Consider the following 15,126-nt stretch of genomic DNA (forward strand, 5'->3'; position numbering starts at 1 on the left):
TACCATTATTTCGAAATTGAACGGACTGCACGAACAAATCTTTTACCGTCTTTTTTAGCATTCGATTTATCCCAGGCAAGCGGTTTTCCAAAACGTACATAAAATGCGCTTGTACCGCTCGACGTTTCACGACTAGCCCAATAAGAATCTCCGGTAGCAGATGCCGCTGCCGTATTCATGATAGTTCCTCCTGCACCAGTAATCACTTGATCCCAAGCTGTACGGTTTGCTTTCTCAAAATCAGTAATCGCATCCGGGTTATTCTCCGTTGCATCTGCCACTGCAGTCCCATTATAAGTTTCAAACATCTGTTCCAAATCCGTTCTCGTAGGCCAATACCATCCGGAACCTTTATCCATACAATATTTAAGAGCGGGCATTTCTGCTGCATTCGGCAATGCTGCCAACGCAGTAGTATTTGCCAAGCCATCATCATTAGATAAAGTCAATTTCGTAGAAGTCGGAGAGCTTGCCGTAGACCATTCCAGATTCTCTCTGTCCAATGACATAATCTTAGCCTTACCGCGATTAGTGCCATCTACCCAGAACACAATGCCTCCTTTTAACGAACCATTATCCGCAATCACCTGTCCCACCGCAAACTCGGAACTTAAAAGCCCTCTTTGTGTAATAGTAACTTCTTGCTTAGGTGCATTCGCTCCGCTTCCGGCTATTACTGTAGCAGTCGTTACCCGGTTAGAACTATTCAAATTAGGCGATAATGTCCAGAAATAAAGAGTTTTACTTGTTATATCAACATACGCTTTCACCCAAGACTCATCAGTTACATTTACTGTAAATTCTGTTTCATCAGAAATCATCGTTATTCCTTCTGATTTCATCACAGCATCAGGAGTAATAGTCACGGCATTTGTGCTTAATTCGAGAGAAGCACCTCCTTCAGCCGCAACATTCTGATTCACCGTTACCTCCACCGACTTAGCGGCTGTGCCAGTACCGGCTGTAACCGTAGCAACAGTCGTACGAACATCGCCAGTGGTATTTTTAGATTTTGCTTTGAACGTAACTGTTGTGCCCGAAATAATATACGAAAGCCAGGAATCATTTGCCAAAGCCACACTAAATACCGTTTTATTGGATGTCAATGTCACATTTGCTTCCGCTTCATTAGCTCCTTCCAATGTCACAGGATTCGGATTAACCGTCAATGTTGCCGGTTCTTCAGGATAAGTATAATCACCGATTGTACGCATACATCTTACAAAACGGTTGGTAGCTGTTTTATTTCCTGCATCAGCTCCCGATTTACCGAAACGTACCCAATAAGCCTGATTACCTGCTGCGTTTTCCGTACTCGACCAATAGCTTTCGCCATTGCCCGAACCGGCAGCCTCGTTCATCACATCACCTTGTAAATCAGTCAACATCTTATCAAATGCAGCACGTGCCGCCTTCTCTACTTCCGTCAGTTTATCAGGTACGGCTGAAACAAAATCCGGATCAGTATGTCCAACACCATTATAGGCATCAAACAATTCCCATAATTCATCGCGGGCAGGCAAATACCACCCGTCACCCAACGACTGGCAATATGCTACCGCATCATTTGCCGACGGAGAAGTGAACAAGGCAGAATTAGCATATCCGTTGACAGTGGAAAGTGCACTATGAGGCATCACAGAAGCCTCAAAAGGATTCCCTCCCTGACGTTTCACTGAAACCGCTTTTCCTACCATATTATCCGAAGGATCCACCCAGAAAATCATACCGATACCCTCATCCACACTTTGTCCTATCTTCAAAGAAAGATCCGGTTCTTTAGAATCCTGGGTAACCGTCACCTCTACTGTATATGAGCCGCAAGTCAGTTTCACGACAGTCGTTCTTGCATCTTCACCGTCATTTTGTGTCAAGGCCGTGTAGACAACACTTTTAGAACTTACATCTACAGAAAGCCATTCCGCTTCGTACTGTGCAACAACCTGACCGACATTGGTATATAACAGCGACGTAACAGAAGAACCCGCCGCTTTCGCCAAATTTACTTTTGTATCTTTACAATTAAATTCAGGCATCACGCGTACCGATGCATCATCGACACAGGAAAGTAACCCCAGATTTAAAATCAATAAGAAGTATATTACTTTTTTCATATTCATTCATGTTTTACAGATAATCAATCGCTTAATACCAGTTCTCATTCTGTGGGAAATTCTCTTTCCCCATCAAGTCAATCTGTTCCTGTGGAATAGGCCAACATTCGTGCTTTCCAACCACAAAACTGGTACGGCATTCCGCATAATCTTTATCCAGATAAGGGTTTTCAGCCTTCGTCTCGCCATAATGCGCTTTCACTCTTTCGCCCAAGAGTCCCAAACGTTTCAACAAAGGCCAGCGAACGCCTTCAAAATTCAACTCACGAGCATATTCATCCAAAAGTATATCCTGCGTCAGAGGACCTGCAAATTTATCATTTCCCGCACGTTCCCATGTTTTATTGTAACAGCGTAAAGCATCCGTACTCATACCTCCGTCACGACGCATATATGCCTCTGCCGCCATTAAGTAAGTTTCTGCCAGTCGATAGACAATCAGATCCTTGAAACCTGTTGTCCGGTCCGGATTATCAGCCATCGTCCATTGGTCAAAGTATTTTTTCGACATAAAATGCAGTGTTTCACAATAGCTGGAACTCTGTGTAAGAGGAATCAATTCTCCATATTTAGGAGAAGTAGGGTCATTGTATTTGAAACGGTGAACAAACAACTCATTATATCGCGTATCTTTTGCCTGATCGTACAGACTCAACAAATAGGTATTCGGATAAATACGTCCCCAACCATATCCACCCTGATCGGCCGTATTGATACAACCTGAAATTTTATTGATTCGGGTAGTGGTTTGAATAGAGACACGATGTCCGGCAACCGGAGTTCCGGAACCACCTCCACCCAAGTTTTGTGAATATTGGAAACTCCATAACACTTCCGGAGATTTCAAATCTGCCCCATTAAATACATTCTCGGCTTTCTTTTCCATCGAGTAGATGCCTTCCTGCTTAAAGATATCCTCACATTCCTCAATGGCTGTATCCCAATCTGACTCCCACATGGCAACCTGTGCACGAACATGTTTGGCAGTAGCTTTTGTTACCCGTCCATACAATACATTTCCATTATTTTGAGGAAGCGACCAGTCCAGCCCTTTCATGGCATCGTCCAAGTCAGTTGTAATCAGCGTCATCAGTTCTTCATGAGAAGCAGGTTTGTATTCCCGTTTCAGATTGTCGACGGTGGTCGGGGTGATATTCAGATAAAGACGGTCAAAGCGTTTCCAGAGTTCAAAATAGCTCCGTCCTCTGAAGAATTTCGCTTCACTCCATGCTTGGAGCACATCGCTGTCATCCAGTCCCAGGGCTTCGGCGGCTACAATAATTTCATTTGCTTTTCCAATAATACCATAGTGATGTTTCCAGAACTTATTGACATCCCCAGTACTTGGAGTAAAGCTCGTATTCAAACGTCCGATTGAAGTAGAAACACCTGCTCTAAGTATCGCAATATCCGTATTAAAGTCACACATAGTAACGATGTACAGATTGGATTCATTATTATCCGCTCCACCCGGCAATTCACGTGCCAGGGAGTACAGACCTGTAACAGCTGTATTCAACCCTTCGGGAGTAGTGAACAGATAATTGTTCGTCACATCTGTCTTTGATTCCAGATTTAATAAATCCGAGCAGGAAGCGGTCAACATTCCGCAGATGACAAAGGCTGTATATATTAACTTTTTCATAAGGATTCTTTATTTTAGAATGAAACATTGACACCAAATACATATTGTCTGGACTCCGGATAAGACCCGGGAGTCAGTTCGGGACTATAAGACTTAAATTCCGTAAATGTCAGCAAGTTAGTAGCAGTTGCATACAGACGCAATTTATGAATCGGAGTATTCTTCAATAGTCTGGCCGGAAAAGTATATCCCAACTGTAAGGTGCGTAAACGGATATAAGAAGCATCCTGAATAGCAATAGCACCCAAATAAGCAGGGTCTGCGCTATAAGAAGGACGCGGGAATTCGTTCGACGGATTGAACGGAGTCCAATAATCCACCTTCACTCCATTCAGTTTTCCACGCAAAGAACCTCCGGAATTATAGTCATACAAATAACTATTCTTTATCTTTCTGCCGGAAACTCCATACCAATCCATGAACAAGTCAAATCCTTTCCAGTTCCATGTAGAAGAAAGAGAGACGGTAAATTTCGGATCTTTCCGGATAGGCACTCTGTCATCTGCCGTGATCTTTCCATCTCCATTGTTATCACGTACCTTAACCATCCCCGGTTCAATAGCGCCGCCGTAATCAATCGGGCTGTCGGCTACACCGTCATTGTTACTATCATAGGTATTTTTCAGCGTATACACCAGATTACCCGTACCATCACGAGTAATATCAAAATCATCATACTGAAAAATTCCGTCTACCAGATAATCATAATATACATTGATCGGTTCTCCGATAATCCATCCCTGTGCTACCTGACTGGCGGGTTTGCCATTTTCATCGAGCGTATCGTCAATACGGACAATTTCATTCTTATACATACTGAAATTAGTTCCAAGCGACCAGGTAAACTCTTTCGTACGTATCACATCACCATTTAAAGAAAGATCAATACCACTAGATTTCGTCTTTCCCAGATTATCCAGCATAGTGGTATATCCAAGTGATGCATTCAAAGAGCGTTCCACCAATAAATCTTTCGTATGCGTATTGTAATATTCCACCGTACCATTCAGACGACCATTGAAGAAACTAAAATCAACACCTAAATTAGCCGTTGCAGACTGTTCCCATTTCAGGTTCGGGTTAGAAAGCTCCTTACCCGGCAAATATCCCATCTGGAAAGTATCTCCAAACTCATATCCTTTATTATCTGCCAGCCCCAAAGTCGTGTAATTGCCGATACCGTTCTGGTTACCAACAATACCATAACTGACACGTAGTTTCAGGTTATCAATCCACGACACATCTTTCAGGAAATTCTCCTGATTGACACGCCAGGCAAAAGCAGCTGACGGGAATGTACCCCATTTATTTTCTTTTCCGAAACGGCTGGAACCGTCGCGACGAACAGCCACATTCAACAGATAACGGTCTAAAAGCGAATACTGTGCACGAGCCATGAACGACACCAGATTATTTTCATTAAACTGACGACGGGGCTTGCCTGTAAACTCACCTTGAGAAATGAAGTTCCAGTCTTTATCTACCGGAAGATTCTCTACTGAATAGCCGATAGACTTCGAGCCATTATGGTCGACAGACTGCACACCGGTCAACGTCAACTGATGTTTCTTATTGCGGATAGGCACTTTATAAGTCACAATATTCTCAACCAGCCAGTTCTGCGTACGTGATTCGTCGAGCACAGCTGTTCCTCCGCCTCCCGGATATTGGGAATCTTTATAGGAACCGTCTTCAGATGTCTGATTATAAACGGAAGTATTCAGACGATAATTGAATCCCTTGAAAGGCTTCACATCCATAAAAAAGTTCAGGCGGTAATTATCACGAGAAACTTCACGTCCGTAATGTTGAGCACGGTACAAAGGATTATAATTTCCTTCCGAGTTGATATACTTTGTATATTTACCATCCGCATCACATATTTCCGCCAATGGGGAACTGGTAATAAAATCATTAAAGTTACCATCCTCACGATCTTGTTTAGTCATCGCATAAGAAGAATTGATGCCAAAACTAATCCACTTTGATATTTCAAAGTCCAGATTCAACCTTAAAGAAAACTTCTGGTATCCCGATCCGGTAACCACCATTCCCTGTTGGTCAAAATAGTTGGCACCTGCCGATACTTTAATTTTCTCTGTTCCTCCACGTACACTGACATCATGATTATGGTAAATTGCATTTCTGAACATTTCTTTTTCCCAGTCGATAAACTTTCCGCTGGCCCATACCCGCTGCATAACCTCGTCTTCCAATGCCTCGGCTATCGAAATCTCACGTGCATCAACAATTCCCTTATCATGTGCCTTCGCTTCACGGCGAAGCTGCATATATTCTTCGGGAGAATAGAAATCAAAATTCCTCCAGAGAGACTGGATACCCAGATAACCATTATAACTGACTTCCACCTTTCCGGCTTTACCACGCTTGGTAGTTACCAATACCACACCGTCACTGGCACGTGCCCCATAAATAGCCTGCGACGCAGCATCCTTCAGAATTTCAACCGACTCAATATCGTCCGCACTCAACGTGCTAAACTCCGTTGCACTGGAAGGAGAACCATCTATGATATATAAAGGAGCATTGTCCGCACTGATAGAACGGGAACCGCGAATAGTGATCGAAGGAGTCGATCCCGGACGTCCGGAACTGCTCGTTACATTCACACCTGCGGCACGTCCACGCAGCATATCAGCCACATTGCCGGCAGGAAAGGTTTTCATTTCATCCGCTTTGACCGAGGCTACCGAAGTTGCCACGTCACTTTTACGCTGAACGCCATAACCAACAACGACTAATTCATCGAGCATTTTCGACTCTTCTACCATATCCACATTCAGTACCGTTTTCGTACCGACACGTATCTTCTGTTCCTTATATCCTATACAAGAGAAAACAAGGGTAGATTTTGCAGATACACTGATTGAATATTTTCCATTTACATCCGTCACTGTACCGTTAGTAGTCCCCTCCTCCATAATATTAGCTCCGGGGATTGGTCCAAGTGCGTCTGTCACAACTCCAGAAACTCTGACGTTTTGAGCACTAACCTCTAAAGAGATAAGAAAGGCTGTCAGGAACACAGCCCATTTAATTACGATGTTTTTCATACTATGTAATAATTTGAATGATTACAGTGCAAAAATCCAAATAATTAGTGATTTCGAATAATAGAATCGTCCGTATAAAAGTTCAAATAGTACAATTCTCACCAGGAGACAAACACATAAAATACTATATATTAAGGATTTGCATGTTTTCTCCGGTAAGCAGCCGGAGTAATATCATAAGCATTCTTAAAACATCGGATAAAATAACTTGGATTAGAAAAACCGTAATCAAATGCTATATCAGCAATCAGGGCATTGGGATCATTGATTAATTTTTCTGTTGCCTTTTTCAGTCTCAAAGATAAAATAAAGTCATTCGGAGTCTGTCCGGTTAATGCTTTCAGTTTGGTGAAAAGCAAAGTTCTGCTCATGCACATCTCACGTGCAAAAGTGGCTACGTCAAAGTCTGCGTTATCAATATAAGATTCCACAATCGCCGTAGCATCCATCAGCATCTTTTTATCGATCGGATTAAATGGAAGGTCTTCCACTTTAGGTTCATCATTCCGGGCAAACCGCTGCTGGAGCAGTTTACGAGTCTGGATGATATTGTTGCAACGGGCCACCAATATCTTAATATTGAAAGGTTTGGAGATATAATCATCCGCTCCCGTCTGCAAGCCCTCTAAGGTATGCTCTTCCCGGTTGCGGGCAGTCAGCAATACCACAGGAATATGACTGGTCTGCAAATTGCTTTTCAACTTCTCGCACATCTCCAGACCGGACATGACGGGCATCATAATATCACTCACAATCATCTGTGGTTGTAGTGAAGAAGCCTGCTCCAATCCTTCCTGTCCGTCGGCAGCCGTATATACATCATATATCTGTTCAAAAATCTGTGCCAACACCTTACGCATCTCCGGGTTATCCTCCACAATCAGTATTTTCACCGTTTTATCCGGCTTCACCATTTCCGAGATTTCTTGAGGCTCTATTACATAATGTTCGGCAACGCGTTCATCTGCAGAGGAAGATGCTTCCACATTCACATTTGCATCCCGGTGAAGAGTAACAGTAAAAGACGTTATTCCATTCGGCTCACTTTCCACTCCGATAGTTCCCTGATGCAATTCCACAATACCTTTCGCCATTGCCAACCCAATACCCGATCCTTTGACAGCCCGTGTAGTTGTTGCCGAATCATCCTGCCAAAACCGTTCAAATACATGTTTGATCTTGGACTTTTCGATACCGGCACCCAAATTGTTAACTGAAATCACAATGTCATTCTCTCCTTCCGCTGCCAATTCTACAGAAATCCAGTCACCGGGCTTCGTATATTTAAAAGCGTTGGACAATAGATTATAGAATACTTTCTCTATCTGCGTCTTGTCAATATACAAATCCGCTTCTTTCAAAGTGGAAGAAAAGCGGAGATCGATCTTATTCAGCTGCGCATAGCTATAGAAAGAACAACAAATCTCCTCTAACACCGCAACAATATTCTCTTTGGAGATTTTCAATTTCAGATACCCCTGATCCTGCTTACGGATATCAATCACCTCATCCACCAGATTATTCATCCGGCGGGAGTTCTTATAAATCTCCAAAATTTTATTATACACCTCGGGGATCATGTCTTTATGCATCAGGAGCATCTCAAGCTGACTGGATATAAGCGTTAACGGAGTACGGAACTCATGCGATACATTGGTAAAGAAACGTAGTTTGGACTGATTCACATTTTCGATATACTCTTTTTCCCGCTTCTCGGCCAATAGAGAATGTTGCAAGGTTTTCCGTATCCAGAACATACGGATAATATAGCCTGCAATAAGGATACCTGCCAATATCATCAGCAAAATAAACCATGCCCGTTGATAAACGGGAGCCTCCACTATCAGCTCAAAACTGGCAGAAGGTGCTTCCTGATCGTGAATGCGCAACTGGTCGCCACGAACATGAAAAGTATAACGCCCCGGATGAAGATTGGTATAAGTAACCATCGTATTATCTCCCGCCTTCATATATTCGTTATCAAATCCTTCAAGTTTATATTCCAGACCGATATTGGAAATATTATTCAGGGTATTACTTGCTATCTCAAAAGTGACGGAAGAATACCTAGGCGGCAATACCAATTGATGTTCATACAATACCGTTTCTTTGATAAGTTCCAACGAATCAAGTGGTTGTATTTCCGTATTATCCACAAGCACGCGTTTTACGAACACATTATAATCCACAGACTGCTTGTTCAGTTTCTCCTGGGCTATGGAAACGATACCTGCCAGTCCACAGACATAAATATCGTGGTCGGACGCAATGTACAGCCCTCCGTCATTCACGTTATTCAAGGGAAAATCACTCTGCCTGTTATAGTTCTCGAATGTGGTAGTGGCTAGATTGAATTTAGAGAAACCGCCATTCGTTGCCACATAAATGGAACCGTCCAGCGGACTCTCTACCAATCCGGTGATAAATCCATTCTCCAGTCCCTGCTTCGCTCCGTATCCTGCAAAGGTATCTTTCTTCTTATCGAATAGATAAATTCCCGATCCCGTCGATCCTAACCATATACGTCCTTTTCTATCACATAAAATATGATTAATGTGGTGCTGTGCCGTGCTCTGCGCTATTTGGGAGAAAGGATAACTATGGGAAGTGCCCGCTTTCAAATTGACCCGTATCAGATCAAAAGAAGTGGTCAGCCATAAATCCCCTTCTTTATCAAACGTCATGTCCCAAACCTGCGACAAATGTCTGGAAGCTAAAGAAGGATGTTCGAAATGATGCAACCGGAGATGTTTTTTATCTAATACAAGCAGCCCACCCTTGGCGGCTATCAATAAGGAATCATGACCGGCAAACTCTATCATTTTTACCAGATTATAGGCCCTGTCGACTGTTTTTCCTTCCGGAGTATCGATATTTTCCATAATAGATTCTATATGTCCGGTCGACAGGTTAATCCGATTGATGCCCTGATAAAGCGAAGCTACCCAAAGATAATCCGGTTCTTTCTCATAATACAGAGACTTCACAATCTTAAAAGACAGCTCTTGAGCATATAAATGTTTAAGCGGAAAGAAGCGTTTGGTATATTTATCATAGTAGTTCAATCCGCTTCCTTCACTTGCAAACCAGATCCGCCCGGAACGGTCCTCGGCAATGGAACTGATGATATAGGAATTCAAATGCCCGCCAACAGCCGTAGACGAACGGTAAAAGTGATAAGCATCATTCGCTACATTATAATATTGTATTCCCTGATAGAAAGTGCCCAGCCATAAAGTTCCCGAAGTGTCGTAATGCATCGAAATGATGGAACGTATATCGGCTGCCTCCACATTCAAGTCATATTCATAATCCGTAAACTCTCCGGTAGAGAGATTTAAAGTCTGCAAACCGGCGTAAGTTCCGATATACAGAAGACTATCATTGGCTTGTGTCACATGACGCACATTATCATGGTTGATTGTATTATCAGCCACCTTATTATATCTGTAATGAGTAAGCTCCCCATTTGCCTCCAACCGGGTAAGTCCCCGATTTCTGGTAGCTATCCAGATACTCCCGTTTCTGTCTTCCGTAATCGAATTAACAGCCCCCACATCAATATGACGGGTGATATGAGCAGCCTGATCGATACAGTAAATACCCTTGGAAGAAGTACCCACCACCACGGTCTGGTTCTGACGAACCATTAGGCTGTTCATCAATACATCCTCTCCGTCCGAAGGGAATGAAAAGAATAACTCGGGCGCTTGGTCGAGATCACGATAACGGTAGATTTCTTTTCCGGTAGCTATCCACAATGCGTCGTGCGCATAGCAGATTCCTGCAACTTCTCCTTCACGCAGCACTTTAAAGCGATTCAAACGCATGTCATAAAGAGTCACACTCTGCAAACTACGGATAAAAAGCAATCCTTCCTTATTTCCGCAAACCTGCCGGATATTATTTATATTGATTGAATAGGGATTGGCGTTATCCGGTTTGAAGACTTCAAATTTACGACCGTCAAAGCGGTTCAGTCCGTCTTGAGTACCAATCCACAAAAATCCGAATTCATCCTGATAGAAACAATTGACTGTTTGATGCGAAAGCCCTTGCCTTACGTCTTTAAAACGCATATTGATATCCTTCGTCACATTTGCCATGCAACAAAGTCCCGATATAAAGAGGCAACAAATAACAAGAAGATTAGCTTTGGTCATCTGTGTTTTTCGATAATTCGGATACAATATTCGGGAAAATCCAAGATATATGCAAGTGTTTATGCAAAAACCTGATTGACTATTGCCTGTTAATTATCCCTCGGACTACGTATAACTAATCTCCCGATCGAATAAAATTAATCGTCTGACTATAGATTCTTTTTCGTCTGACTATAGTCAGACGAAAGTTCAACAGTAGTCAGACGCAAGTTTAACTATAGTCAGACGATTAATTTTATGCATAAACAAGATTAGTTTCCTCTTTACTAAGAAATAGTTTTTAGCATACGAAAGATTAAATTATACTATCAACCGCCTAAACGCTTGTTTATCATTGGTGAACTGCGTACTTTTGCACGCCAATAAAAAATAGAACAATGACCAACAAAACCAAAGGTTTTATCTATGGAGCGATTGCCGCTGCCAGCTACGGTATGAATCCTCTTTTTGCACTTCCGCTCTATGCAGCCGGAATGAGTGTCGATACCGTTTTATTCTACCGTTATTTCTTTGCCGCAATCGTGCTGGGTATTCTGATGAAAATGCAGCATCAATCCTTTGCGCTTCACAAAGCAGACGTCTTGCCCTTAGTCATTATGGGATTACTATTCTCTTTTTCATCACTACTTTTGTTTATGAGCTATAATTACATGGATGCCGGTATTGCTTCTACCATTCTCTTTGTCTATCCGGTGATGGTAGCTGTCATTATGGGGATATTCTTCAAAGAAAAAATTTCTGCAATTACCGTCTTTTCCATCCTGCTGGCACTTTCTGGTATCGCCTTGCTCTATCAGGGAGACGGAAACAAACCGCTGTCGACTTTGGGAATTATCTTTGTTCTGCTGTCCTCACTCTCTTATGCTATATATATAGTAGGTGTGAACCGTTCGACACTGAAAAACCTGCCGACCACCAAGCTCACATTCTACGCCATTTTGTTCGGACTATCGGTTTATATCGTCCGTTTAAATTTTTGTACGGAACTGCAAATAATACCGTCAGTCTGGCTCTGGGCCGATGCATTGACACTGGCCATTCTGCCAACTGCCGTATCACTGATCTGCACCGCACTCGCCATCCATTATATAGGCTCTACCCCAACAGCCATATTGGGTGCCCTCGAACCGGTGACAGCTCTATTTTTCGGTGTTCTCCTGTTTCACGAAAAACTGACTCCCCGGTTAATGGTAGGTATTTTAATGATTATCACCGCTGTTACCTTGATTATCATCGGTAAGTCACTCATAAAAAAGATGGGAATGCTGTTGCAGATGAACAAAAAATAATATACTTTTGCTACTTAATCAATCAAAATGCAATTTTAAATCTCAAAAAATATGGTAGACGTAAAGACTTGCCTTGACAATGCACAAGAAAAAATGGATATGGCCATCATGTATCTGGAAGAAGCACTGGCACATATCCGCGCTGGAAAAGCGAGTGCCCGCTTATTAGATGGTATCCGCGTAGATTCTTACGGAAGTATGGTGCCTATCAGCAATGTAGCAGCAATTACTACTCCGGACGCCCGCAGTATCGTAATCAAGCCGTGGGATAAAAGCATGTTCCGTGTCATCGAAAAAGCAATCATCGACTCTGACCTCGGTATCATGCCCGAAAACAATGGTGAAATGATCCGTATCGGTATTCCTCCTTTGACGGAAGAACGTCGTAAACAACTGGCAAAACAGTGTAAGGGAGAAGGTGAAACGGCTAAAGTGAGTGTACGTAACGCTCGTCGTGACGGTATCGACGCACTGAAGAAAGCTGTAAAAGACGGATTGGCAGAAGACGAACAGAAAAATGCGGAAGCCAAACTGCAAAAAATCCATGATAAGTATATCAAGCAAATCGATGATATGCTGACTGAAAAGGATAAAGAAATTATGACTGTTTAAATTGAAAATTGAGAATTAAAAATTGAGAAATAAAGTGCAGTATACTACATGTCACTGTTCATTCTCATTTTTTAATTCTCAATTCTCAACCTCAATTTATGAAGGGATTAGTAATCAAAAACACGGGTAGTTGGTATCAGGTGAAAACCGATGACGGACAATCTATCGAATGTAAAATCAAAGGTAATTTCCGACTGAAAGGGATTCGCAGCACTAATCCTGTAGCAGTGGGCGATCGTGTTCAGATTATACTTAATCAGGAAGGCACTGCTTTTATCAGCGAAATAGAAGATAGAAAGAACTACATCGTTCGACGTTCTTCCAATCTTTCCAAACAATCCCACATCCTTGCCGCCAATCTCGATCAGTGTATGCTGGTGGTAACGATCAATTATCCCGAAACTTCCACTATTTTCATTGATCGATTCCTCGCATCCGCAGAGGCCTATCGCGTTCCCGTCAAATTGGTATTTAATAAGGTAGATGCTTACGACGAGGACGAACTCCGCTATCTGGACGCACTCATCAACTTATATACACAGATCGGTTATCCCTGCTTCAAAGTTTCCGCAAAAAACGGCAATGGAGTGGAGGAAATCAAAAAAGCGTTGGAAGGAAAAATTACCTTATTCTCCGGGCATTCGGGAGTCGGCAAATCAACTCTTATCAATTCCATACTGCCGGGCATAGAAACCAGAACCGGCGAGATTTCTTCTTACCATAACAAAGGAATGCATACCACCACTTTCTCCGAGATGTTTCCCGTAGAAGGAAACGGGTATATTATCGACACTCCGGGCATCAAAGGCTTCGGCACATTCGATATGGAGGAAGAAGAGATCGGACACTATTTTCCTGAAATATTCAAAATTTCTGCCGACTGCAAATATGGCAACTGCACCCACCGTCATGAACCGGGATGTGCCGTACGCAAAGCAGTAGAAGAACATCTCATCAGCGAATCCCGCTACACCTCTTATCTAAATATGTTGGAAGATAAAGAGGAAGGGAAATACCGGGCTGCCTACTGATTAACTCTTTTTTACTTTTTTCTTCTTTAAACCTTTCCCTCTGGGAGAAGTCTAATCTTTGATGACATATAATATAATCGCTATATACAATACTAAACCATGAATAAGAAGACTAAGTGGGGCATCATTATTCTTGTTGGTGCCGGAATCATCGGTGGAGGAATCTACTCACAATTACCGAAAAAAAACGACGAACTAGCAGCCGCCGACAAAGTAATGAGTGGCAATCAGAAAAGAGGAAAACAAGTACTAAATGTAAATGCCAAGGTCATAAAACCGCAATCCCTGACAGATGAGTTTACCACTACCGGTGTGCTTCTGCCCGATGAAGAAGTGGATTTATCTTTCGAAACGTCGGGAAAGATTGTAGAAATCAACTTCGAAGAAGGAACGCCCGTAAAGAAAGGTCAATTACTAGCCAAGGTAAACGACCGACAGTTGCAGGCGCAATTGCAAAGATTGGTTTCACAATTGAAACTGGCAGAAGACCGTGTATTCCGTCAGGACGCTTTGTTGAAACGGGATGCTGTCAGTAAAGAAGCCTACGAACAGGTTAAGACGGATTTAGCTACCCTGAACGCCGACATAGAAATTATAAAAACCAATATCGAACTGACTGAACTTCGTGCTCCGTTTGACGGAATTATCGGACTTCGACAAGTCAGTGTCGGTACGTATGCTTCTCCAACTACCGTGGTTGCCAAACTGACCAAAATCGCTCCATTGAAAGTGGAATTCTCCGTACCGGAACGTTATGCCAAGCAAATCAAGAAGGGAACTAACCTCAACTTCAGTGTGGAAGGAACGTTGGATGCTTTCGGTGCACAAGTATACGCTGTAGAATCGGCTATCGACCCGAATCTGCATCAATTTACCGCTCGTGCATTATACCCGAATGTTCATCATACCTTACTTCCCGGCCGTTACGCAAGCGTATTATTGAAAAAGGAAGAAATTCCTAATGCAATAGCCATCCCTACAGAAGCAATCGTGCCGGAAATGGGTAAGGATAAAGTCTATCTGTATAAATCAGGAAAAGCCGAACCGGTAGATATTATTACCGGCATCCGCACGGCATCTGAAGTACAGGCTATAAGAGGGCTGCACATAGGAGATACAATCATTACTTCAGGAACACTACAGCTCCGCACCGGACTTGCAGTCACACTTGACAATATTGATTAATAATACCAGCGCC

The 15,126-nt window shown here is 42.6% G+C and carries 8 protein-coding genes; 4 read left to right on the plus strand and 4 right to left on the minus strand.

Annotation, left to right across the window (positions count from 1 at the left end):
- Positions 1-5: 5 nt before the first annotated feature.
- The 4 genes from H8796_RS00515 to H8796_RS00530 form a co-directional block, all read right to left on the minus strand.
- Positions 6-2,120 (minus strand): BACON domain-containing protein, encoded by a 2,115-nt coding sequence (locus H8796_RS00515; protein ID WP_117971424.1) that lies wholly within the window; start codon positions 2,118-2,120, stop codon positions 6-8.
- Positions 2,121-2,145: 25 nt separating this feature from the next.
- A complete protein-coding gene (locus H8796_RS00520) occupies positions 2,146-3,759 on the minus strand; it encodes a RagB/SusD family nutrient uptake outer membrane protein (RefSeq protein WP_117934370.1) in 1,614 nt (537 codons plus the stop codon).
- Between the two features lie 14 nt (positions 3,760-3,773).
- On the minus strand, positions 3,774-6,833 hold the full coding sequence (locus tag H8796_RS00525) for a TonB-dependent receptor (RefSeq protein WP_117934372.1): 3,060 nt from the start codon (positions 6,831-6,833) through the stop codon (positions 3,774-3,776).
- Positions 6,834-6,964: 131 nt separating this feature from the next.
- Positions 6,965-10,996, minus strand: coding sequence for a response regulator (locus H8796_RS00530; RefSeq protein WP_117934374.1), 4,032 nt, complete (start codon positions 10,994-10,996; stop codon positions 6,965-6,967).
- 377 nt (positions 10,997-11,373) lie between these two features.
- Here H8796_RS00530 and H8796_RS00535 point away from each other — a divergent pair, with 377 nt between their 5' ends.
- The 4 genes from H8796_RS00535 (at position 11,374) to H8796_RS00550 (ending at position 15,113) form a co-directional block, all read left to right on the plus strand.
- Complete coding sequence (locus H8796_RS00535) at positions 11,374-12,285, plus strand: DMT family transporter (protein ID WP_117934376.1); 912 nt, start codon at positions 11,374-11,376, stop codon at positions 12,283-12,285.
- Positions 12,286-12,336: 51 nt separating this feature from the next.
- Positions 12,337-12,897 (plus strand): ribosome recycling factor, encoded by a 561-nt coding sequence (frr, locus tag H8796_RS00540; protein WP_117934378.1) that lies wholly within the window; start codon positions 12,337-12,339, stop codon positions 12,895-12,897.
- A gap of 98 nt (positions 12,898-12,995) precedes the next feature.
- Positions 12,996-13,928, plus strand: coding sequence for a ribosome small subunit-dependent GTPase A (gene rsgA, locus H8796_RS00545; protein ID WP_117934380.1), 933 nt, complete (start codon positions 12,996-12,998; stop codon positions 13,926-13,928).
- Between the two features lie 99 nt (positions 13,929-14,027).
- On the plus strand, positions 14,028-15,113 hold the full coding sequence (locus H8796_RS00550) for an efflux RND transporter periplasmic adaptor subunit (RefSeq protein WP_117934382.1): 1,086 nt from the start codon (positions 14,028-14,030) through the stop codon (positions 15,111-15,113).
- Positions 15,114-15,126: the final 13 nt, after the last annotated feature.

Source organism: Bacteroides sp. M10 (genome assembly GCF_014334015.1).
GTDB classification, from domain to species: Bacteria; Bacteroidota; Bacteroidia; order Bacteroidales; family Bacteroidaceae; genus Bacteroides; species Bacteroides intestinigallinarum.